The organism is Pseudomonas sp. B1-22 (genome assembly GCF_050474425.1).
GTDB lineage: Bacteria > Pseudomonadota > Gammaproteobacteria > Pseudomonadales > Pseudomonadaceae > Pseudomonas.
The window spans coordinates 726,494-751,345 of sequence record NZ_JBCHVH010000004.1 but is presented as its reverse complement, the minus strand read 5'-3'; the positions used below and the strand labels follow the sequence as shown (position 1 = coordinate 751,345).

Below are 24,852 nucleotides of genomic sequence, written 5' to 3'. Positions count from 1 at the left end.
CGGGATCAGTGTGCCGCCCAGGCGTTGAAGCGCTGTTCCAGTTCCTCGCCGTGATCCACCCAGAAGGCGGAGTCGACGGCGCGGGCGCCTTCGAGGTTGGCCGGCGCGGTGGGCAGTGCGTTGCGCACGTCCGCCGGCAGCAGGTCCAGGGTGCCCTTGTTGACCGGGCCGTAGGGGATGTTGTCGGAGAAGACCTTCTGGGTCTGCGGCTGGCTGGCGAAGGCGATGAACTTCTCGGCCAGCGCCTTGTTCGGGGTGCCCTTCACCACGGCCCAGTATTCCGGGTCGTACAGGCTGCCCGGCCAGACGATGCCGAGCTTCACGCCTTCTTTCTGGGCGGCGGCGATACGGCCGTTGTAGGCGGCGCTCATTACCACGTCACCGGCGGTCAGCCACTGCGGCGGTTGCGCGCCGGCTTCCCACCACTGGATGTTGGACTTGAGCTGGTCGAGCTTGGCGAAGGCACGATCGACGCCCTCCTTGGTGCCGAGCACCTTGTACAGGTCTTCCTGTTTCACGCCATCGGCCAGCAGGGCGATTTCCAGGGTGTACTTGGCGCCCTTGCGCAGGCCGCGCTTGCCCGGGTATTCGGCGGTGTTCCAGAAGTCCGCCCAGCTCTGCGGCGCCTTGGCGACCTTGGCGCTGTTGTAGGCCATCACCATCGACCAGACGTAGGTGGCCACGCCGCACTCGCTCAGGGTGCCGGGTACGAACTGCGATTCGTTGCCGATGGCCGCCGGATCGATGCGCTCGAACAGGCCCTCCTCGCAGCCGCGCAGCAGCTCGGGGCTTTCCACTTCCACCACGTCCCATGTGACCTTGCCGACGTCCACCATGGCCTTCACCTTGGCCATCTCGCCGTTGTATTCACCCGCGACGATCTTCCCGGCGCCGCTGGCTTCGAAAGGTTTGAAATAGGCCTGCTCCTGGGCCGCCTTGGTGGCGCCGCCAAAAGAGATCACGGTCAGGCTTTGCGATTGCGCCTGGGCACTGCCGGCAATGGCAGTGGCGAGCAGGGCGCAGGACAGGGTTGCGTGCTTGAGCAAGGACGGATACATGGAACGAACTCCCACAGCCGGTTGGCGTTGTTGTGTTGCTGGGCAGCAGCCGACCAGAAGCCGGCCTTAAGGGGTTCCATCGCGCGGGCGTCTTCGCGCTCGCGGCGTTGTTGTTGGAATAGCTTTTGTAGGAGCGAGCTTGCTCGCGAACGCTCTTTGCGAATCCGCAGCGGGGCGGTTCGCGAGCAGCTCGCTCCTACAGGGCGCCTTAGAGCACGCCGATTTCCTGGGCAGTGCGGTCGACCGCGCGGCGGGTCTTCTCGACCAGCTCGTCGATCTCGGCACGGCCGGCGACCAGCGCCGGCGCCATGATCATGCGGCCGAGGGTCGAGCGAATGATCACGCCCTCCTCGAAGCCGATGGTGCGGCAGCGCCAGGCGATGTCGTTCTCGTTCTCGAAGCGCTTGCGGGTGGCCTTGTCCTGGACGAACTGCAGCGCGGCGACGAAGCCGGCGCCCTGGATGTCGCCCACCAGCGGGTGGTTGCCGAAGACTTCGCGCAGGCACTGCTGCAGGTACGGACCGGTGTCGTTCTTCACCTGGTTGACCCAGCCCTCGTCACGCAGCGCGCGCAGGTTGGCCACGGCCACCGCCGCCGCCACCGGGTGGCCGGAGTAGGTCAGGCCGTGGGCGAACACGCCGCCCTCTTCCACCAGGGTCTGGGCGATGCGCTTGCTCAGCACCAGGCCGCCCATGGGGATGTAGCCGCTGGTCAGGCCCTTGGCGATGGACAGGGTGTCGGGCTGGAAGCCGAAGTGCTGGTGGGCGAACCACTCGCCGGTACGGCCGAAGCCGCCGATCACTTCGTCGGCGCACAGCAGCACGTCGTACTGACGGCAGATGCGCTGGATTTCCGGCCAGTAGCTTTCCGGCGGGAAGATCATGCCGCCGGCGCCCTGGAACGGCTCGGCGATGAAGCCGGCGACGTTTTCCGCGCCCAGCTCGAGGATCTTCTCTTCCAGCTGCAGGGCGCAGCGACGGCCGAACTCGGCCGGGGTCAGGTCACCGCCGGCGGCGAAGAAGTAGGGTTCGTCGATGTGCGCGATGTCCGGGATCAGGCCGCCCATCTCGTGCATGAACTTCATGCCGCCCAGCGCGGTGGCTGCCAGGGTGGAGCCGTGGTAGCCGTTCCAGCGGCCGATCATGATCTTCTTCTGCGGCTTGCCGGCGACCTGCCAGAAGCGACGCACGGTACGGATCAGCACCTCGTTGGCCTCGGAGCCGGAGTTGGTGTAGATCGCGTGGCTGTAGTGGTCGGGCAGCAGGCTGAAGAGGGTCTCGGAGAGCTCGATCACCGCCGGGTGGGTGGTGTGGAAGAACATGTTGTAGTAGGGCAGTTCATCCAGCTGCGCGGTGGCGGCGGCGGTCAGGTCCTTGCGGCCATAGCCCAGGTTGGTGCACCACAGGCCGGACATGCCGTCCAGGTAACGGTTGCCGTCGTTGTCCCACAGGTGCAGGCCTTCGCCGCGCACCATCACGCGCGGGCCTTCGGCGTTCAGCGCCTTCTGGTCGAGGAAGGCATGGATGTGGTGAGCCGCGTCCGCTTTCTGGTAATCGCGGGTGTCACGTTGCGGTCTGATCTGGTCGGTCATCGACGTTCTCCAAGTTCCCGAGGCGTACGTCTGGCCATCGGGGTTTGCAGGGATCGAGGGCGACGGACTTACCTGGGCAGTCTCACCGGCCGTCTCGAGCGGTTCGGGTACGAAAATAAGTTCTAGAGCATCTCTTGCCTGCCCGACCGGACCACAACCCGCGAGCATGGCGCGGGTCGGGTCCGATGGGCTTCAGCGCAGCTGGAACCAGGTGGTCTTCAGCTGGGTGTATTTGTCGAACGAATGCAGCGACAGGTCGCGGCCGAAGCCGGACTGCTTGCCACCGCCGAACGGAATCGCCGGGTCCAGGGCGTCCACGGTGTTCACCGACACGGTGCCGGCGTTCAGGCGGCGCGCCACGCGGTGGGCACGGTGCAGGTCGTCGCTCCACAGGGAGGCGGCCAGGCCGTAGATGCTGTCGTTGGCCATGCGCACGGCGTCGTCTTCGCTGTCGAACGGGATCACCGCCAGCACCGGGCCGAACACTTCGTCGCGGGCCAGGCTCTGCTCCGGGCGCACGCCGGTGAAGATGGTCGGCTCGATGAAGTTGTCCGAGCCGTTGAAGCTCAGCTGGCGGCCACCGCAGGCGAGCTTGGCGCCGTCGTTGGCGGCCTGGTCGATGCAGCGCAGGATGCCGGCGGTCTGCTTGCCGTCGACGATGGCGCCGGCACGGCTGGCCGGGTTCAGCGGGTCGCCCGGCGCCCAGTTGCGGGCCTTGGCGATCAGGCGCTCGACGAATTCGTCGTGGATCGAACGCTCCACCAGCAGGCGCGAGTTGGCCGAGCAGACTTCGCCCTGGTTGAAGAAGATGCCGAAGGCGGCCTTCTCGGCGGCCAGGTCGAGGTCGCGGCAGTCGGCGAACACCAGGTTCGGGCTCTTGCCGCCGCACTCCAGCCAGACCTGCTTGAGGTTGGACTGGGCGGAATACTGCATGAAGTACTTGCCGACCTGGGTCGAGCCGGTGAACACCAGGGCGTCCACATCCGGGTGCAGGCCGAGGGCCTTGCCGGCGCTTTCGCCCATGCCCGGGACCACGTTCAGCACGCCTTCGGGGATGCCGGCTTCCAGCGCCAGCTCGGCCAGGCGCAGGGCGGAGAACGGCGACTGCTCGGCGGGCTTGAGCACCACGGAGTTACCGGCGGCCAGGGCCGGAGCCAGTTTCCAGGCGGCCATGTCGAGGGGGAAGTTCCACGGCACCACGGCACCGATCACGCCCAGCGGGGTGCGGGTGATGGTGGCCAGGGCGTCCTGGGCGGTCGGCGCGACCTGGTCGTAGAGCTTGTCGAGGCTTTCAGCGTACCAGGAGAACACGCCAGCGGCGCCGGGCACGTCGATGTTCCACGCGTCCATCACCGGCTTGCCCATGTTCAGGGTATCCAGCAGGGCCAGCTCGTCGCGATTCGCCATCATCAGCTCGGCGAGCTTGAGCAGCACGGCCTTGCGCTCGCGTGGCGCCATGCGCGCCCAGGGGCCGGTCTCGAAGGCCTGGCGGGCGACACGCACGGCGGCGTCGACTTCGGCCTCGCCGCAGGCGGCGACATTGGCCAGCAGGCGGTTGGTCGCCGGGTCGATGGAAGCGAAGGTGGCGCCGTCACGAGCGGCCACGCGGCGGCCGCCGATCAGGGCGCTGTCGATGAAGGTCTGCCGGGCAGCGCGCTGCTGCCAGTCGTTGAGCTCGTACACCAAGGCACTCCTGCTTCAAGTCGCATCACGGGCGACTCTGTTGTTCTGGATATGCAATCGATGGTCGCGCAAGCCCCGAGATAGGAAAATTATTAAATTTGTCTTCGGGGTATATGAAAAAGCTGGGCAGCCCGCACCGCGATGGTTCGCGGCGCACCGCCACGGGGCTTGCCGTCAGCGGGTGAGCGCGCCGTACAGCTCGGGGCGGCGGCCCGGCAGGTAGGGGAAGGTCTCCGCCAGATTGGCCCGCTGGTTTGGGTCCAGGTTCACCAACAGCAGGCTCTCGCCCGAACCGGCCACCGCCAGCCGTTGGCCATCCGGCGCGGCGATGCAGGAACCGCCAAGGAACTGCAGCCCCTCCTCCACCCCGCTACGGCTGCAGCAGGCGACGAACAGCTGGTTCTCCAGCGCCCGCGCCGGGGCGATCACGCTCGACACCACGGCGTACTCCGGGGTCAGCGCGGTGGGAATCAGCACCAGTCCGGCGCCGTTCAGGGCATGGGTGCGCACCGCCTCGGGGTATTCCAGGTCGACGCCATTGAGCAGGCCGATACGCCAGCCGGCGTATTCGAAGGGCAGCCCCAGGCGGTCGCCGGGGCTGAACAGCTCCGCTTCCATGGCGCCGAACAGGTGCGTCTTGCGGTAATGGGCGATGGGTTCGCCGCTCGGGCCGATCACCTGCACCGAGTTGTACGGCTTGCCGCCCTGGGGATGGCGCTCGGCGTAGCCGTAGGCAATCGCGATGCCGAGGCGCCGCGCCACCAGCTCGCCAATGCAGCGTGCCGACGGGCCGTCCGCCGCCTCGGCCAGCTCGGCCATGCGCTGGGGAACGTTGTAGCCGCCCAGCCACAGTTCCGGGCACAGCAGCAGCTGTGCACCGGCCGCCGCCGCGGCGTCGGCCTGGCGCTCCAGCTGTTCGAGGTTGCCGGCGATGTCGCCGGAAAGTCCGCAGGTCTGCCACAAGGCGATGCGCATGAGCTTTACTCCGAGCTGCGTGTAGGAAAATTGCGCGGTCGCCGGAGTATGCCCGTGCCCGGCGGGACGCAGCAGACGGTCAAGGCCATGAAAAATGTGGTCGCCGGCGAGGAAAATCTTCGCCACGGGCCGCCCCCGCGGGGCGGCGCAACACGGTATCTTGTATAAAAAAGCATCAACGAGGCGTGCAGTGGCTTCCTATACCTTGCGGCAATTGAAGTATTTCGTGACCACCGTGGAATGCGGCAGCGTGGCCGAGGCGTCGCGCAAGCTGTACATCGCGCAGCCGTCCATCTCCACGGCGATCAAGGGCCTGGAGGAAAGCTTCGGCGTCCAGCTGTTCATCCGCCACCACGCCCAGGGCGTGTCGCTGACCCCCAGCGGCGCGCGCTTCTACCGCAAGGCGCAGGAACTGCTGCGCATGGCCCACGAGTTCGAGCAGAACGCCCTGGCGGACAACGACGTGGTGGCCGGGCAGATCGACATCGGCTGCTTCGAGACCGTCGCCCCGCTCTACCTGCCGCGCCTGATCGCGGGCTTCCGCGAACGCTATCCGGGCGTGGAAATCCGCATCAGCGACGGCGAGCAGCAGGAACTGGTGCAGGGCCTGACCGCCGGCCGCTTCGATCTCGCCCTTCTCTACGACCACGACCTGGACGGCACCATCGCCACCGACCCGCTGATGCAGGCCCAGCGCCCCTATGCGCTGCTGCCGGCGGACCACCGCTTCGCCCAGCAGGAAAAAGTCTCCCTGCGCGACCTTGCCCTGGAGCCGATGATCCTGCTCGATGTGCAGCCCAGTCGTACCTATTTCGTGAGCATCTTCGAGGAACTTGGGCTGAACCCGCACATCGCCTTCAGCTCGCCGTCGATCGAGATGGTGCGCGGCATGGTCGGCCAGGGCTTCGGCTTCTCGGTGCTGGTGACCCGCCCGCATTCGGAGTGCACCTACGACGGCAAGAAAGTGGTGATGGTGAACATCGCCGAGGACGTCAGCGCCTCCGGCCTGGTCGCCGCCTGGCTCAAGCGCGCCCAGCTGACCAAGCCGGCGCAGCTGTTCGTCGACTACGCGCGGGAAGAGCTGGGCGGGCAGCACTGAGGCCGCTTTTCGTAGGAGCGAGGGGCGCCCTCGATCCTGCAAGATTGGCCCATGCATCCCCCGTAGGAGCGGGCCATGCCCGCGATCTCCCCGCCGGCACCGTGCCGTGCGATTCGCGAGCATGGCTCGCTCCTACGAAGAGCCGCCCGCGCAAAGGCATTCCCATCCCCTCCCATCATCCCCGCTGCCCCCAACCGGCCCAGGAGGTTACAATCCCGCCTCCTTTCGCTTTCGTTGTCCCGCCCCGCCCATGCTCATCTGGAAAGAGCGCGTGCAGCGCCTGATCACCCTCGTCCTCGGCCTGCTGCAGCGTTACCCGCGCGTCATCGCCCTGTTCGGCTTCTGCTCCGGGGTGTTCAGCTTCATCATGGTGGACCGCCACCGCGCCGGCTTCGCCCGGGTGATGGCCATCGTCATGCTGGTCAGCTGGATCTGGCTGATGCTGGAAAACCTGCTCACCGACCGCTTCAAGCGACGCTTCGGCTGGGAAGTGCCGCCGGGCCTGCTGCGCTACGCGACCCAGCTGATCCACCAGGAAAGCCTGTTCTTCTGCCTGCCGTTCTTCTTCGTCACCACCACCTGGAACAGCGGCCAGGCCCTGTTCACCGGTGCGCTGACGCTGGCCGGGCTGATGGCGATCACCGACCCGATCTACTACAAGTTCCTCTCGGTGCGGCGCTGGACCTTCCTCGGCTACCACACCCTGACGCTGTTCGCGGTGCTGCTCACCGCGCTGCCGATCATCCTCCACCTGAGCACCCCGCAGAGCTACCAGGCGGCGCTGGGCATCGCCGTGCTGCTGTCCTTCCCGAGCCTGGCGGTGACGGTGAAGATCCATAAATGGTGGCGCTGGTTCGCCCTCGTCGGCCTGACCCTGTCGATCGGCGCGGTGGGCTGGTTCGCCCGCGCCTGGGTGCCGCCCTCGACCCTGTGGATGACCGAGATGGCAGTGACCGAAAGCTTCGACAACGCCCAGCGCACCCCCGGCGACAGCCTGGAAACCGTCAGCGTCGCGCAGATAAAAAGCCAAGGCCTTTACGCCTACACCGCGATCAACGCGCCGCGCGGGCTGAACGAGCGCATCTACCATGCCTGGCGCCTGAACGGCCAGGAAGTCGACCGCATCGCGCTGGACATCAAGGGCGGCCGCGAAGCCGGCTACCGCGCCTGGACGCACAAGCAGAACTTCCCGACCGACCCGGTCGGCGACTGGCAGGTGCAGGTGCTCACCGAGGCCGGGCAGGTGATCGGCACCCTGCGTTTCGAGGTCACACCCTGACCGCCCGGTATCCTTGACCCTAAGCGGCGCTTTCCCCTAAAAGTTCCTCTTCCGAGAACAGAAAGCGCCGAGAGAGTCATGACCGATACCGCCCTGCACCCGTTCGACCGCGCCGTCGCCCTGCAACCCGTGGAAGGCCAGCCCGGCCTCTACGACGGCCACACCAGCCAGGACTACTGGAACATGGTCGGCCCCTTCGGCGGCATCACCGCGGCCATCCTCCTGCAGGGCGCGCTGCGCCACCCACAGCTGCTCGGCAGCCCGCTGTCGCTGACGGTCAACTACGCCAGCGCCGTGGTGGCCGGCGCCTTCCAGGTCCAGGCCACGCCGGTGCGCACCAACCGCTCGACCCAGCACTGGCTGCTGCAACTGCTGCAGGCCGATGAGAGCGGCGAGCAGCAGGTCACCACCACCGCCACCCTGGTCACCGCCCTGCGCCGCGAGACCTGGAGCCAGAGCGACCTGCACATGCCACAGGTGACCCCGCCCGGCGAACTGGAGCGGATGTCCCTTGCGGGCAAGAGCGTGGCCTGGCCGCAGCAGTACGAAATGCGCGCCGCCAGCGGCAGCATCCCGACCCGCTGGGACGGCAGCGGCGAGCACAGCCGCAGCCAGTTCTGGCTGCGCGACGCCCAGCCCCGCCCGCTGGACTTCCTGTCGCTGGCGGCGATGAGCGATATCTTCTACCCGCGCGTCTGGCTGCGCCGCGCCACCCCGGTACCGGCAGGCACTGTGTCGATCACCACCTACTTCCATACTGACCACGCGCAACTGGCGGAAGTCGGCACCGGCTACCTGCTCGGCGACGCCCGCGGCCAGGCCTTCCGCAACGGCTTCTTCGACCAGGCGGCGGAACTGTGGAGCGAATCGGGCGAGCTGCTGGCGACCAGCAACCAGATCGTTTACTACAAGGAATGACCTGTACCCGACCTGTAGGAGCGCGCCATGCGCGCGATCGCGGGCATGGCCCGCTCCTACAAGGGAACCCTGGAACAAAAAGCATGTAGGGCGGATAACGCGCAGCGTTATCCGCCGTGATGGGTATCGCTTCGCTCCACGCCATCCTACGAAACGGCAGACATGAAAAAGCCCGGCACTTGGCCGGGCTTTTTCATGTCTGCGAGAAGACTCAGACCTTCTTCACGAACTCCGACTTCAGCTTCATCGCGCCGATGCCGTCGATCTTGCAATCGATATCGTGGTCACCGTCCACCAGGCGGATGTTCTTCACCTTGGTGCCGACCTTCACCACCAGGGACGAACCCTTGACCTTCAGGTCCTTGATCACGGTGACGGTGTCGCCGTCCTGCAGCAGGTTGCCTACGGAATCCTTGATCACACGAGCATCGCCGTCGGCCTCGGCCGCGCCATTGGCGGACCACTCGTGAGCGCACTCCGGGCAGATCAGCAGGTCGCCGTCTTCATAGGTGTATTCGGAGTTGCATTTTGGGCAGGCAGGCAAGGTGCTCACGGCGATTCTCACATTGGAACGGTTGAAAGACCGCAAAGTATATAAGGTTTAACCCCTCCTTGTCGGCCTCCTCAGTCGGACAGCCCTTTTTCCTTTCTCACAAGAGCGTTTCGGAAAACTCCGGACGAGGCTCGGAACCTTCAGCATTCCCTCCTCTGCAATGCGCGGCAAAGCTTGCGGGCTTCGGTCGTCCGGCCGATTTTCCGCCAACCGTTCAAGAGTGAGCACTCCATGAAACGTCTCTGCATCCTCCTCGCCACCTGCGCCCTCCTCGCCGCCTGCGACAAGAAACCCGAACCGGCTCCACAAGCCAGCGCGCCCGCCGCCCAGCCGGCCGCTCCGGCCCCTGCTCCGGCTCCCGCGCCGGCTCCTGCCCCGGCCGAACCTGCCGCAGCCCCGCAAACCCAACCGGCCGCCGCTCCGGCTCCGGAAGCACAAGCCGCTCCGGCCGCTGCTCCGCAGTCCACCGAGCAGTCCGCCGCCGAGCAGCAACAGCAGCAGTAAAGTCCCGCAGTGGCGTGCGCCCTTCCCGGCGCACGCCGATCGCGCAGGCAAAAAAAAAGGGGGAGCATCGTGCTCCCCCGGGGACTGAACCTTAAAGACCCGTCTGTCCTTGGTCAGCCTTCAATTTCCACCAGGATCTCACCGGGGTTGACCCGGTCGCCCTTGGCCACGTGAATGGCCTTCACGGTGCCGGCGATGCCCGCCTGCACCTCGGTTTCCATCTTCATCGCTTCGGTGATCAGCACGGCCTGGCCGGCCTTGACGCTGTCGCCTTCCTTCACCAGCACGTCGACGATGTTGCCCGGCATGGTGGTGGTGACGTGGCCCGGCTCGCTGGCGTTCTTGCGCTTGCTGCCGCCACCGCTGACGAACTCGTTGAGCGGCTCGAACACCACTTCTTCCGGCATGCCGTCCACCGAGAGGTAGAAGTGGCGCTTGCCGTCGGTCTTCACGCCGACGCCGGTGATGTCCACGCGGTAGCTCTCGCCATGCACGTCGACCACGAACTCGGTCGGCACGCCTTCACCGCCGGCCGCAGCGACGCCCTTGCCGTTGGGGATCGGCAGCAGCTCTTCGGGTTTCAGGGTGCCGGCGGCACGCTCTTCGAGGAACTTGCGGCCGATGTCCGGGAACATGGCGTAGGTCAGCACGTCCTCTTCGGACTTGGCCAGGCTGCCGATTTCCTCGCGCAGCTTGTTCAGTTCCGGCTTGATCAGGTCGGCCGGACGGACGTCGATGACTTCCTCGTTGCCGATGGCCTGGCGGCGCAGCGTCTCGTCGATCTTGCCCGGCGCCTTGCCGTAGCGGCCCTGCAGGTACAGCTTCACCTCGTTGGTGATGGTCTTGTAGCGCTCGCCGGCCAGTACGTTGAAGAACGCCTGGGTGCCGACGATCTGCGAGGTCGGGGTGACCAGGGGCGGGAAGCCCAGGTCTTCGCGAACGCGCGGGATTTCCGCCAGCACTTCCGGCATGCGGTTCAGCGCGCCCTGTTCCTTGAGCTGGTTGGCCAGGTTGGAAATCATCCCGCCCGGCACTTGGTTGACCTGCACGCGGGTGTCCACGCCGGTGAACTCGCTCTCGAACTGATGGTACTTCTTGCGCACGGCGTGGAAGTACATGCCGATTTCCTGGATCAGTTCCAGGTCCAGGCCGGTGTCGAACGGAGTGTCGCGCAGGGCGGCAACCATCGACTCGGTACCCGGGTGGCTGGTGCCCCAGGCCATGCTGGAGATGGCGGTATCGATGCGATCAGCGCCGTTCTCGACAGCCTTCAGCTGGCACATGCTGGCCACGCCGGCGGTGTCGTGGGAGTGCACGACCACGTCCAGCGGCAGCGCATCTTTCAGCGCCTTGACCAGTTCGCCGGTGGCGTAGGGGGTCAGCAGGCCGGCCATGTCCTTGATGGCAATGGAGTCCACGCCCATGTCCGCCATGGCGCGGCCCTGGGCAACGAAGGCCTCGATGGTGTGCACGGGGCTGGTGGTGTAGCAGATGGTGCCCTGGGCGTGCTTGCCGGCAGCCTTCACCGCTTCGATGGAAACGCGCAGGTTACGCACGTCGTTCATCGCGTCGAAGATGCGGAACACATCGATGCCGTTGACCGCGGCCTTGGCGACGAAGGCGCGGACCACGTCATCGCTGTAGTGGCGGTAGCCCAGCAGGTTCTGCCCGCGCAGGAGCATCTGCAGGCGGGTGTTGGGCAGCGCGGCCTTGAGCTTGCGCAGGCGCTCCCACGGGTCTTCCTTGAGGAAGCGCACGCAGGCGTCGAAGGTGGCGCCGCCCCAGACTTCCAGCGACCAGTAGCCGACCTGGTCGAGCTTGTCGCAGATCGGCAGCATGTCTTCGGTGCGCATCCGGGTCGCCAGCAGCGACTGGTGGGCGTCGCGCAGGATGGTATCGGTGATGGTGACTTTCTTGCTCATTCGATGATCCTCACAGGCCAGCGTGGGCGGCAATGGCGGTGGCGATGGCGATGGCCAGGTGCGACGGGGTGCGCTTGATGGAGTACTCGGTCAGTTCCGGGTGACTCTCGACGAAGCTGGTGTTGAACTGCGCGCTACGGAATTCCGGGTTCTTGAGGATTTCCTGGTAATAGGCGGCGGTGGTCTTCACGCCCTGCACGCGCATGTCGTCCAGCGCACGCAGGCCACGGTCCAGCGCCTCTTCCCAGGTCAGCGCCCAGACCACCAGCTTCAGGCACATCGAGTCGTAGTACGGCGGGATGGTGTAGCCGGTGTAGATCGCCGTATCGGTGCGCACGCCGGGGCCGCCGGGCGCGTAGTAGCGGGTGATCTTGCCGAAGGACGGCAGGAAGTTGTTCTTCGGGTCTTCCGCGTTGATCCGGAACTGCAGCGCGAAGCCACGGTGGATGATGTCTTCCTGCTTCACCGAGAGCGGCAGGCCCGAGGCGATGCGGATCTGCTCGCGGACGATGTCGATGCCGGTGATTTCCTCGGTGATGGTGTGTTCCACCTGCACGCGGGTGTTCATCTCCATGAAGTACACCTCGCCATCGGCGAGCAGGAACTCCACGGTACCGGCGTTCTCGTAGCCCACGGCCTTGGCCGCGCGCACCGAGAGGTCACCGATGTAGGCACGCTGCTCGGGGGTGAGCTGCGGGCTCGGGGCGATCTCGATGAGCTTCTGGTTGCGGCGCTGGATCGAGCAGTCGCGCTCGAACAGGTGCACGGTGTTGCCAAAGGAGTCGGCCAGCACCTGGGCTTCGATGTGCTTCGGATTGACGATGCACTTCTCGAGGAAGACTTCCGCGCTGCCGAAGGCCTTGGTGGCCTCGGAGATCACGCGGGGGAAGTTCTGCTCCAGCTCCTCGCGGCTGTTGCAGCGGCGGATACCGCGGCCGCCACCGCCGGAGGTGGCCTTGAGCATCACCGGGTAGCCAATGCGCTCGGCCTCGGAGATGGCTTCGGCCAGGTCCGCGACGTTGCCTTCGGTACCCGGGGTGCAGGGCACGCCGGCGGCGATCATGCTGCGGCGCGCTTCGGTCTTGTCACCCATGCGGCGGATGACTTCCGCCGACGGGCCGATGAACTTGATCCCGCGCTCGGCGCAGATATCGGCCAGCTCGGCGTTCTCGGAGAGGAAGCCGTAGCCCGGGTGCAGTGCGTCGCAACCGGTTTCCACCGCCAGGTTCACCAGGGCGCGCGGGTTGAGGTAACCGGCGAGCGGGTCGGTGCCGATGCTGTGCGCTTCGTCGGCACGCTTGACGTGCAGGGCGTGGCGGTCGGCGTCGGCGTAGACGGCCACCGAGCGGATGCCCATCTCGGCGCAGGCGCGCACGATCCGGACAGCGATTTCCCCACGGTTGGCGATCAGGATTTTCTTGATCACTACGGCTTTCCCTCGGCCCGGGCCTTTGGGACCCCGGCGTAAAAACCAATCGGCAGCGCCGGTGGCGGCAACTGGACGTGTGGGCCGGAGCGGGTTCCGGCGTGGGATTTACCCTAGCGCGGGAAGGAGGATTAACCAAAATCAATAATTATTGGGGTAGCCATAAAGAATGCTTTATAGTCATTCGAGAATACCGCCAAAAGACAGGCTTCTATGCGTAAGTCATTGATGCGTATGACCCTTCGCCAGCTGCAGGTTTTCCGCGCAGTGTGCGAAAGCCGTTCCTACAGCCGGGCGGCCGAGGAAATGGCGCTGACCCAGCCGGCGGTCAGCCTGCAAATTCGCCAGCTGGAAGAACTGGTCGGCCAGCCGCTGTTCGAATACATCGGCAAGAAGCTCTACCAGACCGACGCCGCCGACGCCCTGCTGCGCGCCACCAACGACATCTTCCAGCGCCTGGAAGTGCTGGACATGAACCTGTCCGACCTCAAGGGTTCGCTGCAGGGCCAGCTGCGCCTGGCGGTGGAGTCCAGCGCCAAGTACATCACTCCGCACCTGTTCGCCGCCTTCCACGCGCAGCACCCGGATGTCAGCCTGAACCTCACGGTGGTCAACCGCGCCCAGGCGATCAAGCGTCTCTCGGACAACCGCGACGACCTGGTGATCATGTCCCTGGTGCCGCAGGACATGGCCCTGGAGTTCCTGCCCTTCCTGAACAACCCGATCGTCGCCGTGGCGCCGCCGGACCACCCGCTGTGCAACGCGGCCAAGCTGTCGCTGAAGGACCTGGAGCCCTACCCGCTGCTGGTCCGCGAGCCCGGTTCGGGCACGCGCAAGGCCTGCGAGGAGCACTTCCAGCAGAAGCGCGCGCATTTCCCGCAGACGCTGGAATTCGCCTCGCTGGAGGGCTCGCGGGAAGGCGTGCTGGCCGGCCTGGGCCTGGCGCTGCTGCCGCGCCATGCGGTCAGCCGCGAACTGCACTCGGGCCTGTTGCGCGAACTGCCGGTGGAAGAGCTGCCGCTGTACCGCAGCTGGTGTCTGGTGCACGCCCGCGGCAAGCGCCTGAGCCCGGTGGCCCAGGCGTTCGTCGCCTTCATCCGTGAAGAGCGGGCGCTGATCAGCCAGCTGGCCGAACGCTTCGCCGGCCCGCCCGCGCAGAAGTGAGGTAGGCGACGGCGATCAGGTCGGGGTAATCGGAGGTTTCCACGGCGAGGCGCTGCGCCTCCATGCGGTCTTCGATGGCGCGGCGGAACTGCATGCGCCGCTGGTCTTCAATCTTGCGGCGGGTCTTGGCGTCCAGTTGGAGCTGGGTGTCGTCGATATGGCGGGGCATCTCGCATCTCCCAAGGCCGAAGGGCTGGAGACGCCAGCATGCTGACGACGGATGACCGTTTGACGACGTGGCGGTGAAGCACCGGTGACGCCGACGGGCGGTAGTCAGGCTGTTTTTGTAGGAGCGAGCTTGCTCGCGAACCGTCCAGCCCTGAAGCCGCCAGAAAATCCATTCGCGAGCAAGAACTAGGCGTCCCCCTCGCTCCTACACAAAAGCGCTTAGGACGCCTCTTCCGGGCGCTCCTCGTGGCTCTTCACCACTTTCGGCGACAGGCGCAGGCTGCGCAGGCTGCGCTTCACGCTCTTGAGGTGGTTCACCAGGTCCGGGCCACGGGCCATGGCCACGCCCATCGCCAGCACGTCGATCACCACCAGGTGGGCGATACGCGAGGTCAGCGGGGTGTAGATGTCGGTGTCTTCGTGCACGTCCACCGCCAGGTTGACCGTGGCGAGGTCCGCCAGCGGGGTCTGGCTGGGGCACAGGGTGATCAGCGTGGCGCCGGCCTCACGCACCAGGTTGGCGGTCACCAGCAGGTCCTTGGAGCGGCCGGACTGGGAGATGCAGATGGCCACGTCCGAGGGCTTGAGGGTCACCGCCGACATGGCCTGCATGTGCGGGTCGGAATAGGCAGCCGCCGAGAGCAGCAGGCGGAAGAACTTGTGCTGGGCATCCGCCGCCACCGCGCCGGACGCGCCGAAGCCGTAGAACTCCACGCGCTGGGCATGGGCGATGGCCGCGATGGCGCGCTCCAGGGCGTGGGTATCGAGGTGCTCGCGCACTTCCATCAGCGAGTGCAGGGTGGTGTCGAAGATCTTCAGGCTGAAGTCCGCCACCGAGTCGGTCTCGTTGATCGAGAACTGGCCGAAGCTGGCACCGGCGGCCAGGCTCTGCGCCAGCTTGAGCTTGAGGTCCTGGAAACCGCTGCAACCGATGGCGCGGCAGAAGCGCACGATGGTCGGCTCGCTGACGCCAACGCCATGAGCGAGGTCCGCCATGGAGCTGTGCATGACCGATGCAGGGTCCTGCATCACGTGATCGGCAACCTTGAGCTCCGACTTGCGGAGCAGATGACGCGACTGGGCAATGTGCTGCAAAAGGTTCACAGGGGTAGGCTCGGTGATGATTGTCTGAGAATTCTGTAGTCTTGTTGTAGTTATACTACAAATCGACACGCCACGCCCAGGGAATAAGTCTTGAATACGCCCGCCAGCCCTAGTCTCCCCAGCTCCTGCGACATCCTGGTGTTCGGCGGTAGCGGCGACCTCGCCCTGCACAAGCTGCTGCCGGCGCTCTACCACCTGCACCGGGAAAACCGCCTGCCGGCCGATACGCGGATCTTCGCCCTCGCCCGCAGTAACCGCGACACCGCCTCCTACCTCGCCCTGGCCGAACGCAACTGCCGCGCCCAGGTAGCGCGCAACGACTTTTCCGCCGAGGCCTGGCGCAGTTTCGCCCAACGCCTGGAATACCTGGCGATGGACGCCTCGCAGAGCGCCGACTTCGGCCGTCTGGCCAAGGCGCTCAAACGCAGCGAAGGCCGCGTGCTGGTGCATTACCTGGCCACCGCGCCGAGCCTGTTCGCGCCGATCGCGCAGAACCTCAAGGTCGCCGGGCTGGCCGGCCCCCTGGCGCGCATCGTGCTGGAGAAGCCGCTGGGCCATTCGCTGGACTCGGCGCTGGCGATCAACCAGGCCATCGGCGAGGTATTCGACGAATCTCGGGTGTTCCGCATCGATCACTACCTGGGCAAGGAAACCGTGCAGAACCTGATGGCCCTGCGCTTCGCCAACACCCTGTTCGAGCCGGTGTGGCGCAACGGGCACATCGACCATGTGCAGATCACCGTCAACGAGACCCTGGGCGTGGAGAACCGCGGCGCCTACTACGACCAGGCCGGCGCCATGCGCGACATGGTGCAGAACCACCTGCTGCAGCTGCTCTGCCTGGTGACGATGGAAGCGCCGGTGCGCTTCGACGCCGAGGCGGTGCGCAACGAGAAGGTGAAGATTCTCCAGGCGCTCAAGCCGATCTCCGGGCAGGACGTGCAGGACAAGACCGTGCGCGGCCAGTACACCGCCGGGCACATCGGCGGGCAGGAGGTGCCGGCCTACTGGTTCGAGAAAAATGTCGACAACGACAGCGATACCGAGACCTTCGTCGCCGTACAGGCCGAGATCGACAACTGGCGCTGGTCCGGCGTGCCCTTCTATCTGCGCACCGGCAAACGCATGGCGAAGAAGTGTTCGGAGATCGTCATCCAGTTCAAGCCGGCACCGAACGGCCTGATCGGCAGCGCCGCCAGCACCGCCAACCGCCTGTGGATAAGGTTGCAGCCGGAAGAACGCATTAGCGTGCAGCTGATGGCCAAGGCACCGGGCAAGGGCATGCAGCTGGAGCCGGTGGAACTGGACCTCAACCTGGCCGAGGCCTTCAGCCGCAACAAGCGCCGCTGGGACGCCTACGAGCGCCTGCTGCTGGACGTGATCGAGGGCGACTCGACGCTGTTCATGCGCCGCGACGAGGTGGAAGCCGCCTGGAGCTGGGTCGACCCGATCCTGGCCGGCTGGCAGGAGCACTACCAGAGCCCGCGCCCCTACCCGGCCGGCAGCAATGGGCCGGAGCAGGCGCAGACGCTGCTGGAGTTGCAGGGCCGGCGCTGGTTGGAATGATCGGGCTCACGTAGGAGCGGACTTCGTCCGCGATCGATTTCCGACCGCTCCGAGCTGGCCGGTAGCACATCGCGGACAGAGTCCGCTCCTACGCCTGCCGGATACGCCGGAGCCCGATACCATCCGTTGACCTCGCTCATCACCCGCAAGCCCTGATTTCCCTAGAGTGGCGGCCTTTATCCACAGCCCGCTCCGCCACCATGTCCCACACTCCGTTTTCCCCCGAACTGCTCTGCCCTGCCGGCTCGCTGAAGAGCCTGCGCCACGCCTTCGCCTACGGCGCCGATGCCGTCTACGCCGGCCAGCCTCGCTACAGCCTGCGGGTGCGCAACAACGAATTCGACCACGCCAACCTCGCCACCGGTATCCACGAGGCCCACGCCCTGGGCAAGCGCCTGTACGTGGTGGTGAACATCGCCCCGCACAACGCCAAGCTGAAGACCTTCCTGCAGGACGTGGAGTCGGTGATCGCCCTCGGGCCGGATGCGCTGATCATGTCCGATCCCGGCCTGATCATGCTGGTTCGCCAGCATTTCCCCGAGGTTGATATCCACCTCTCGGTGCAGGCCAACGCGGTGAACTGGGCCAGCGTCGAGTTCTGGCGCCAGCAGGGACTCAAGCGGGTGATCCTGTCCCGCGAGCTGTCGCTGGAGGAAATCGGCGAGATCCGCGAGCGGGTGCCGGGCATGGAGCTGGAGGTCTTCGTCCACGGCGCGCTGTGCATGGCCTACTCCGGGCGCTGCCTGCTGTCGGGCTACATCAACCGCCGCGATCCGAACCAGGGCACCTGCACCAACGCCTGCCGCTGGGAGTACCAGACCCACGCCGCCCATGAGGACGAACTGGGCCACGCGGTGCGCAACGTCGAGCCAACCCTGGGTATCGGCGCGCCGACGAAGGACATCTTCCTGCTCGAGGAAGGCAACCGCCCCGGCGAGCTGATGGAAGCCTTCGAGGACGAACACGGCACCTACATCATGAACTCCAAGGACCTGCGCGCCATCCAGCATGTACAACGTTTGACGCAGATGGGCGTGCATTCGCTGAAGATCGAGGGCCGAACCAAGTCCCACTACTACGTCGCGCGCACCGCCCAGGCCTATCGCAAGGCCATCGACGACGCCGTCGCCGGCCGCGCCTTCGACCGCGGCCTGATGGACACCCTGGAGTCCCTCGCCCATCGCGGCTACACCGAGGGCTTCCTGCGCCGCCACGTGCACGACGAGTACCAGAACTACCAGTACGGCCACTCGCTGTCCGAGCGCCAGCAGTTCGTCGGCGAGTTCACCGGCGAGCGCCGCCACGGTCTGGCCGAGGTGCGGGTGAAGAACCGCTTCGAAGTGGGCGACAGCGTCGAGCTGATGACCCCGGCCGGCAACCGCACCCTGCGCTTGCCGGCACTGGAGAACAACCGGGGCGAGTCCATCGGCGTCGCGCCGGGGGACGGCCATGTGGTCTACCTGCCGGTGCCAGAGGGGCTGGACCTGCAATATGCGCTGCTGATGCGCAACCTGAATGGCGGGACCACGCGGGATGCGCGGGAGTCGGCATCGGCGGGCGGTTGCGGGAATGAGTGCGGCAAGTGCGGGTGTGACGGCGGTTGAGTCCTCTGCTGGCGGAACACATCGCGGACGGAGTCCGCTCCTACCCAGGGTTCAGCATCGCGCAGGGGAATGCGCCGCTTCCGACGTGCGTAGGAGCGGACTCCGTCCGCGATCAATGTTCCAATCCACGCCGGCCATTCAAGGATTCTGCAGGAACACCACATACCCCCTGAACCAAGGGCTCCGCGCCAGGTAATCCGGCGCCTGCCACTCCCCGTACTGCGCCAGGCCGATGCGGAACGGCAGTTGCAGCCGGGCCACACGCGGCAGGTAGGCCTGGTAGTTGGGAATGGTGTGCCGCCCCTGGTAGGTCTGCACCACCACCTCATCCACCACGCCGGCCAGACGATTGATGGTCTCCGGCGCGGCGTTGCTGCCCCAGTCCATCAACCCGGTGATGCTCAGCCGGCAGTCCGCCGGCAGGCGCTTGCGCAGGCCCTCGAGGAATTCGACGTACTCGCCCAGGTAGCGCGTGCGCGCATCGAAGTCGATCTGCACGCCCACCACCGGATTGCCGGCGGCACGCCAGCGGCGCAGCTGGGCCAGCAGGATTCGGTAGATATCCTCGTGCCAGCGCAGGGTATGGGCGCGGTAGACCACCCAGACCTCGCCCTTCGACAGGCGTGGAATGGCGATGCCCTGGGCGATCAGCCGGGCGTTGCCGTCCTTGTAGCGCGGCGCGCTGACCTGGCCCTGCAGCACGTAGAGGGTGCGCGCCTGGGCCAGCACCGGCTGCGCGGCGACGCCGCTCCACAGCCAGAAGGCATCGTGGTCGGCGGCATCCACCTCGCCCGCGGCGGCTCCGGCGCTGCCCAGCAGTAGCGCCAGGGCGACCGCGACGGCACGCAGCATCGGCTTACCAGTAGTACTTCAGCGCCTTCGCCCAGGGCGTGGCGGCGTACTGGCTCTTCAGGGTGCGGAACCACTGCTTGCGCTGGGACGGGGCGATGTCCTGGCTGCCGCAGCCGTTGAAGCCACTGGGCGCGTAGCAGTTGATCGCGCGGAACAGGGCGTAGGCGCGATCGTCTTCCGGTGCCTGCTTGTCGGCGATGATCTTGAGGTAGCCGTCCATGCGCGAATAGGCGGTGCCGGGGAACAGCGACTCGCCGCCACCCAGCTCACGCTCGCTCGGCGGGTTGTCCAGCGGGAAGCCATCCAGGTTGTTGCGCAGGATGAACTCGCCCAGGCAATTCAGCGCCTTCGGCGGCTGCGGGCTCTGCTGCAGGTCGCGGGCCACGTCGACGATTGCCGGGCACTCGTAGCCGGTGTCGTTCTTGCCGCCCGGCCACTGGAACAGCGTCAGCGGCATGCTGCCGTAGAGGTAGCCGATGCTGGCGCCCAGCGGCTTGCGGGCCGGCTCGGACGGCAGCAGTGCGAGGTCGTCGATGAAGGCCTGGTACTGGCCGTGCAGCAGGTCCTTGTAGAGCAGGGCGAACAACGCGGTATCGCGCTCCTCGACCGAGGCCGAGGTGGAGCGCGCCTGCTGGCGCAGCAGGTCGGGGCCGGCGACGTGGCGCAGGAGAATCTCGCGGACGATCGGCGTCTGCACCGGCGAGCCCTCGGCGAAGACCTTCACCAGGCGGTCGCTGCGCTCATAGTTGAAGGCCAGGGCCAGTTCCAGCTGGTCGCGCTGCATCGGCTGCTTCGCCAGCGGCAGCAGGCGCAGCCAGAGCTTCTCGGCGGCGATCCAGTCATTGCCGGCTTCCAGGGCGAAGCCCCTCAGAACCTGCTGACTGAAGGCGAGGTAGTCGAGCTTGTTCGGCAGCTCTTCGGGGAGGGATTTCAGCGCATCGGCCGGTTTTTCCTCGACGTACAGCTGGTAAGCCGCCGTCAGGTAGTCGTGCAGGCCGGGCTGCTTGGCGAACAGCTCTTTCTGCCCCGCCAGCCCGGCACTGTCCAGGGCACGCGGCTCGTTCGGTTCGTGATGGCGCATCTGCATCAGGTCGAGCACGGCCAGCAGGCGCGGATCGCGGACGTCCGCCGGATGGGCGGTAACCAGCAGCTTGTTGTCGACTTCCTGGATCAGCGGCGCGAGGTCCGCGTCGTGACGGGCGAACAGCTCGGCGTATTCCCCGGCCAGTCGGCCTTCGTCACCCATCAGCCAGTAGACGCGGCGCATCAGGCCCTTGGCCGAGCCGGCGTACTGGCCCTGTGGATAACGCTTGAGGTAGTCGCCCAGACTTGCCTCGGCATTCTTCAGGACGTTCTTGTCGACCTTGCGCAGGTCGGGATAGCCCATGTCGTCGAAGGCGTTCTGCTGGGCCTCGTTGAGCTGGCTGCGGGCGATCATGTAGCGCGCGGTTTCCTGCAGCCAGGGCAGGTCGCTGTCCTGCAGGGCGCGGAAGGCCTTGAGTGCCTCGCCGAAGCGGCCGCTGTAGAACTCCGCCGCGCCCTTCAGGTAGGTGGCGAACGCCTTGCCCGGTGCGGATTGCAGGTCGCCGGGCAGGATCACGGTGAGCTGTGTGTCGTCCCACTGGCAGGCGCCGAGCAGGGTCAGGCGGGCGCGCGCCAGACTCTGCCGCTCCTCGGCGGGCAGCCCCTCGACGAGCAGCAGCTGGCTGAGGAAGTCCTGGGCGGTGCTGGCGTTGTTGCTGCGGCAGCGGCTGCCTTCGCCGCTGGCGAAGCTGTCGACGGGCTGCGCCAGGCTGTCCGCCGGCAGGCCGATGCGCGCCACCAGGTCGGCCAGCGGCGCGGACGCCTGGGTTGCACTGGCCGAACCGTCGCCATCGCCGGGCGCTCCATCGTCGAGCAGGCGCGCCATCGGGAACGGCACCTTGCCGTAGCCCAGCTGCTGCTCGTCGTCGGAGAGCGGCCGGTCCGGGAGGTTCGCCTGGCCGGCGTCGGCCAGCAGCAGCTGCAGGTTGATCCGGCTGTCGTTGCCGGGGCTCAGGAACGGCAGGCTGTTGCACACGTCCAGCGTGTCGCGCTTGAGGTTCCAGCTCGGGTAGCAGGAATCGTCGCTGCTCGCGCGCGCTTCCTGCACGCCGAGGCAGCCAATGGTCAGGGCCAGCAGGGTAAGTCCGTGCAGACGCATGGAGGGTCCTTGTCCGTTGGGGCCCGCACACCAGGCGCGGGGGGTTAACTCAGTGAGCAGAATCTTACCTCGCCGTCTTCTTCCTTGCCCGTATCCATCGTTGCAAGACTGTAAATGGGAGCTACTGCACAACAGTGCCTGCGACACGTTGTCCGACTGTGGGCTTGTTTGCTCCGGCGCAAAGAAGATTCCGGCCCAAGGCGTATCTCTGTGCTCGACGACAGTTCGTCCATTACGGAGAAGTACCCATGCAAGATCAGGAAGAAATGTCCCTTTCCCGGCGCACCCTGCTGGCCGGCGCGGTGGTCCTCGGCGTCACCGGCTCGATGCTCGGCAGCACGCGCGCTTTCGCCAAGGGCGAGCCGGCACCGAAGAGCATGGGGCCGGCGCCCGACCTGTCGACGCTGGAGCACGTCAAGGTCGAACTGGTCGCCCCGCCGTTTGTCCATGCGCACGAGCAGCGCGCCACGGGCAAGCCGCGCGTGGTCGAGTTCCGCATGGTCATCGAGGAGAAGAAGCTGGTCATCGACGACGACGGCACCGAGATCCACGCCATGACCTTCAACGGCTCGGTCCCGGGGCCGCTGATGGTGGTGCACCAGGACGACTACGTCGAACTCACCCTGGTCAACCCGGCCAGCAACACCCTGACCCACAACATCGATTTCCACGCCTCCACCGGCGCCCTGGGCGGCGGCGCGCTGACCATCGTCCAGCCCGGCGAAGAGGTGAAGCTGCGCTTCAAGGCCACCCGCCCCGGCGTGTTCGTCTACCACTGCGCGCCGGGCGGGGCGATGATCCCCTGGCACGTGGTCTCGGGCATGAACGGCGCGATCATGGTGCTGCCGCGCGACGGCCTGAAGGACCGCGAAGGCCGGCCGCTGAAATACGACAAGGTGTTCTACATCGGCGAGCAGGACTTCTACGTCCCGCGCGACAAGGACGGCAACTTCAAGCGCTACGCCAAGCCGATGGACGGCTACAACGACATGCAGGAGGTCATGAAAGGGCTGATTCCCAGCCACATCGTGTTCAACGGCAAGGTCGGCGCCCTCACCGGCAAGAATGCGCTCACCGCCAAGGTCGGCGAGACGATGCTGCTGGTGCACTCCCAGGCCAACCGCGATACCCGCCCACACCTGATCGGCGGCCATGGCGACCACGTCTGGGCCACCGGAAAGTTCAACAACCCGCCGGAGCAGGACCTGGAAACCTGGCTGATCCCCGGCGGCGCGGCCGGCGCGTCGCTCTACACCTTCCTGCAGCCGGGCCTGTACACCTATCTCAACCACAACCTGATCGAGGCCGTCCTGCTGGGTGCCGCCGCCCACATCCAGGTCGAAGGCCAGTGGAACGCCGACCTGATGAGCCAGATCGAGCCGCCAACGGCGATCAAGTAAGGCCCGAGGCCGGCCCGCGGGGGCCGGCCCTTTCCAGGCTATGCCCCGGACATTACCGCCATGCGCAAGACAACCCTGATCGGCGCATCCCTCGCACTGCTGATCGCCGCCGCTACCCTGCTGCAGCCGCAGTACGACACCGAATTGGCACCGGAAACCGTGAAGCTGGTGCCGCGCGACTTCGACTTCCGCCCCGCCGGCGACTACTGGCGGGAGAAGCGCGCGGTGGATGCCCCTTCGCGGCGTGAACGGCTGGCGCCGCGCTTCGAGGTGATGAAATACCAGGTCAGCCAGGCCGAGTACGTCCGCTGCGTGGCCGACGGCGACTGCCTGCCCCTGGACAGCAACAGCAGCACGGACCTGCCGCAAACCGGCGCCAGCCTGCTGGATGCACAGCGCTACGCCGCCTGGCTGTCCCGGCGCACCGGCCAGGACTGGCGCCTGCCCACCGACCGCGAGTGGGCCTTCTTCGCCGGCTCGCGCTGGGTCGACGATGCCCTGCGCATCGAGGATGATGACGGCAGCAATCCGGCCCGACGCTGGCTGGCCCGCTACCGCCTCGAAGCCGAGAGCCGCACCAGGGCCTCGGCGCAACCGCAGGTACGCGGCAGCCACGGGCTGAACGAGTTCGGCGTCGCCGATCTGGGCGGCAACGTCTGGGAATGGACGCAAAGCTGCCACCAGCGGGTCAATCTCGATGCGCAGGGCATCCAGACCGAGCGCGCCGAGTATTGCTCGATCCGCATCGCCGAAGGCCGCCACCGCACCGCCATCAACGATTTCGTCCGCGATGCCCGTGGCGGCGGTTGCAGCGCCGGGCAACCACCGGACAACCTGGGATTCCGCCTGGTCCGGGACATCCCCTGATTCCCCCAGCAAGGAGCGCGCCCTGGTTCGCGGCGGACGGCAGAAGCTGCTGGTACGCGATCCACAGCGACGGATGCGGATCGCCGGCGGCGAAGGGCGGGACATCGCGCACCCGCGCGCTTGACTGCAATCAAGGCGTGTTGGGGTCCTGCGTCCCTAGACTGGCCGCAACCGCCACGCTGATGGCAATCGCCATGCCCTTCCGTCCGAGACCCACCATGACCGACAAGCTTACCGAACGCACCCTGAGCGACCTGGCCTTCAGCCTGCCGGGCAGCACCGCGCTGTTCCACGACTACAAACTCGACTTCTGCTGCGCCGGCCAGCGCAGCCTCGGCGAGGCGGCCAGGGAACAGGGCCTCGACGTCCAGCGCATCGCCGCCGAGCTGCAGGCCCTGCCGCCGGCAAACGAGCAGGCCGACTGGCGGCACAGCAGCAATGACCAACTCATCGACCACATCCTCGAGCGCTACCACAAGGTCCACCGTGAACAGCTGCCGGCGCTGATCCCGCTGGCCGAGCGCGTCGAGAACACCCACGCCGCGCATCCGCAATGCCCGACCGGGCTGACCGCGCACCTGAAGAAGATGCTGGAAGAACTGGAATGGCACATGTGCAAGGAGGAAAGCGTGCTGTTCCCCTGGCTGCGCCAGGGTATTCCGCTGACCCACGTGCAGGGGCCGATCGGCGTGATGCGCCATGAGCACGACGAACATTCGCAGTCACTGGCGGTACTGGCCGATCTGACCGGCGACCTCAGCGTCCCCGCCGACGGCTGCAACAGCTGGCGCCGGCTCTACGCCGGGCTGGAAGAGCTACGCCGCGACCTGATGCAGCACATCCACCTGGAGAACAACCTGCTGTTCCTCGGCGCCAACCGTCCGGCCTGAGGCGCCGTCGAAAGCGGCGACGGTGGACACCGGCCGGACCCGTTTCA

At 66.5% G+C, this 24,852-nt stretch carries 21 protein-coding genes and 1 pseudogene; 10 read left to right on the top strand and 12 right to left on the bottom strand.

From position 1 onward, the window contains the following. Positions 1 to 5: 5 nt before the first annotated feature. From ACQ5BL_RS19005 to ACQ5BL_RS18985, 5 genes and pseudogenes are all read right to left on the bottom strand, one after another. Positions 6 to 1,058, bottom strand: a complete 1,053-nt coding sequence (locus ACQ5BL_RS19005; protein ID WP_243807491.1) for an ABC transporter substrate-binding protein — start codon at positions 1,056 to 1,058, stop codon at positions 6 to 8. Positions 1,059 to 1,266: 208 nt separating this feature from the next. Then, the gene (locus ACQ5BL_RS19000; RefSeq protein ID WP_243807490.1) at positions 1,267 to 2,649 is read right to left on the bottom strand and encodes an aspartate aminotransferase family protein; all 1,383 of its coding nucleotides are present in this window, start codon (positions 2,647 to 2,649) and stop codon (positions 1,267 to 1,269) included. A gap of 49 nt (positions 2,650 to 2,698) precedes the next feature. Next, positions 2,699 to 2,766, bottom strand: a pseudogene (locus ACQ5BL_RS18995) (hypothetical protein); the annotation flags it as partial. 75 nt (positions 2,767 to 2,841) lie between these two features. Then, positions 2,842 to 4,332 (bottom strand): aldehyde dehydrogenase, encoded by a 1,491-nt coding sequence (locus tag ACQ5BL_RS18990; RefSeq protein ID WP_243807489.1) that lies wholly within the window; start codon positions 4,330 to 4,332, stop codon positions 2,842 to 2,844. A gap of 174 nt (positions 4,333 to 4,506) precedes the next feature. After that, positions 4,507 to 5,307 (bottom strand): carbon-nitrogen hydrolase family protein, encoded by an 801-nt coding sequence (locus ACQ5BL_RS18985; RefSeq protein ID WP_243807488.1) that lies wholly within the window; start codon positions 5,305 to 5,307, stop codon positions 4,507 to 4,509. Positions 5,308 to 5,497: 190 nt separating this feature from the next. Here ACQ5BL_RS18985 and ACQ5BL_RS18980 point away from each other — a divergent pair, with 190 nt between their 5' ends. The 3 genes from ACQ5BL_RS18980 (at position 5,498) to ACQ5BL_RS18970 (ending at position 8,603) form a co-directional block, all read left to right on the top strand. Further along, the gene (locus ACQ5BL_RS18980; RefSeq protein ID WP_243807486.1) at positions 5,498 to 6,406 is read left to right on the top strand and encodes a LysR family transcriptional regulator; all 909 of its coding nucleotides are present in this window, start codon (positions 5,498 to 5,500) and stop codon (positions 6,404 to 6,406) included. Positions 6,407 to 6,656: 250 nt separating this feature from the next. Further along, positions 6,657 to 7,685: a DUF5924 family protein gene (locus ACQ5BL_RS18975; RefSeq protein ID WP_243807485.1), complete on the top strand. Its 1,029-nt coding sequence runs from the start codon at positions 6,657 to 6,659 to the stop codon at positions 7,683 to 7,685. 78 nt (positions 7,686 to 7,763) lie between these two features. Next, positions 7,764 to 8,603 carry an acyl-CoA thioesterase gene (locus ACQ5BL_RS18970; RefSeq protein ID WP_243807484.1) on the top strand — a complete coding sequence of 280 codons (840 nt, stop codon included), beginning with the start codon at positions 7,764 to 7,766 and terminating at the stop codon, positions 8,601 to 8,603. 211 nt (positions 8,604 to 8,814) lie between these two features. Here ACQ5BL_RS18970 and ACQ5BL_RS18965 read toward each other — a convergent pair whose 3' ends face one another. Then, the gene (locus ACQ5BL_RS18965) at positions 8,815 to 9,156 is read right to left on the bottom strand and encodes a zinc ribbon domain-containing protein YjdM (protein WP_207884978.1); all 342 of its coding nucleotides are present in this window, start codon (positions 9,154 to 9,156) and stop codon (positions 8,815 to 8,817) included. Positions 9,157 to 9,387: 231 nt separating this feature from the next. Here ACQ5BL_RS18965 and ACQ5BL_RS18960 point away from each other — a divergent pair, with 231 nt between their 5' ends. Beyond that, positions 9,388 to 9,660: a hypothetical protein gene (locus ACQ5BL_RS18960; protein WP_243807483.1), complete on the top strand. Its 273-nt coding sequence runs from the start codon at positions 9,388 to 9,390 to the stop codon at positions 9,658 to 9,660. 113 nt (positions 9,661 to 9,773) lie between these two features. Here the strand turns inward: ACQ5BL_RS18960 and oadA are convergent, their stop codons facing one another. Continuing rightward, positions 9,774 to 11,582, bottom strand: coding sequence for a sodium-extruding oxaloacetate decarboxylase subunit alpha (gene oadA, locus ACQ5BL_RS18955; protein ID WP_243807482.1), 1,809 nt, complete (start codon positions 11,580 to 11,582; stop codon positions 9,774 to 9,776). 10 nt (positions 11,583 to 11,592) lie between these two features. Continuing rightward, positions 11,593 to 13,008, bottom strand: a complete 1,416-nt coding sequence (locus ACQ5BL_RS18950; RefSeq protein WP_243807481.1) for an acetyl-CoA carboxylase biotin carboxylase subunit — start codon at positions 13,006 to 13,008, stop codon at positions 11,593 to 11,595. A gap of 228 nt (positions 13,009 to 13,236) precedes the next feature. On the opposite strand from ACQ5BL_RS18950, the gene ACQ5BL_RS18945 reads away from it, so the two are divergent. Beyond that, positions 13,237 to 14,172 (top strand): LysR family transcriptional regulator, encoded by a 936-nt coding sequence (locus ACQ5BL_RS18945; protein ID WP_207885002.1) that lies wholly within the window; start codon positions 13,237 to 13,239, stop codon positions 14,170 to 14,172. Here ACQ5BL_RS18945 and ACQ5BL_RS18940 read toward each other — a convergent pair. Next, positions 14,126 to 14,341 carry a PA3496 family putative envelope integrity protein gene (locus tag ACQ5BL_RS18940; RefSeq protein WP_243807480.1) on the bottom strand — a complete coding sequence of 72 codons (216 nt, stop codon included), beginning with the start codon at positions 14,339 to 14,341 and terminating at the stop codon, positions 14,126 to 14,128. The two genes, ACQ5BL_RS18945 and ACQ5BL_RS18940, sit on opposite strands and share 47 nt — an antisense overlap. A 218-nt stretch (positions 14,342 to 14,559) precedes the next feature. Next, a complete protein-coding gene (gene hexR, locus ACQ5BL_RS18935) occupies positions 14,560 to 15,444 on the bottom strand; it encodes a transcriptional regulator HexR (protein WP_152227592.1) in 885 nt (294 codons plus the stop codon). Between the two features lie 90 nt (positions 15,445 to 15,534). Here hexR and zwf point away from each other — a divergent pair, with 90 nt between their 5' ends. Together zwf and yegQ are read left to right on the top strand one after the other, a co-directional pair. After that, a complete protein-coding gene (gene zwf / locus ACQ5BL_RS18930) occupies positions 15,535 to 17,010 on the top strand; it encodes a glucose-6-phosphate dehydrogenase (RefSeq protein ID WP_243807478.1) in 1,476 nt (491 codons plus the stop codon). 200 nt (positions 17,011 to 17,210) lie between these two features. Then, entirely contained in the window at positions 17,211 to 18,614 is a 1,404-nt protein-coding gene (gene yegQ / locus ACQ5BL_RS18925; RefSeq protein WP_243807476.1) for a tRNA 5-hydroxyuridine modification protein YegQ, read from the top strand. 138 nt (positions 18,615 to 18,752) lie between these two features. On the opposite strand, the gene ACQ5BL_RS18920 is transcribed toward yegQ, so the two are convergent. Continuing rightward, entirely contained in the window at positions 18,753 to 19,466 is a 714-nt protein-coding gene (locus tag ACQ5BL_RS18920; protein ID WP_243807474.1) for a DUF3142 domain-containing protein, read from the bottom strand. Positions 19,467 to 19,470: 4 nt separating this feature from the next. Further along, positions 19,471 to 21,648: an outer membrane assembly lipoprotein YfiO gene (locus tag ACQ5BL_RS18915; RefSeq protein WP_243807472.1), complete on the bottom strand. Its 2,178-nt coding sequence runs from the start codon at positions 21,646 to 21,648 to the stop codon at positions 19,471 to 19,473. 377 nt (positions 21,649 to 22,025) lie between these two features. Here ACQ5BL_RS18915 and nirK point away from each other — a divergent pair, with 377 nt between their 5' ends. From nirK to ytfE, 3 genes are all read left to right on the top strand, one after another. Then, a complete protein-coding gene (gene nirK, locus ACQ5BL_RS18910; protein ID WP_243807530.1) occupies positions 22,026 to 23,048 on the top strand; it encodes a copper-containing nitrite reductase in 1,023 nt (340 codons plus the stop codon). Between the two features lie 60 nt (positions 23,049 to 23,108). Continuing rightward, on the top strand, positions 23,109 to 23,915 hold the full coding sequence (locus tag ACQ5BL_RS18905) for an SUMF1/EgtB/PvdO family nonheme iron enzyme (protein WP_430293204.1): 807 nt from the start codon (positions 23,109 to 23,111) through the stop codon (positions 23,913 to 23,915). Between the two features lie 218 nt (positions 23,916 to 24,133). Beyond that, positions 24,134 to 24,805 carry an iron-sulfur cluster repair protein YtfE gene (gene ytfE / locus ACQ5BL_RS18900; protein WP_243807468.1) on the top strand — a complete coding sequence of 224 codons (672 nt, stop codon included), beginning with the start codon at positions 24,134 to 24,136 and terminating at the stop codon, positions 24,803 to 24,805. Positions 24,806 to 24,852: the final 47 nt, after the last annotated feature.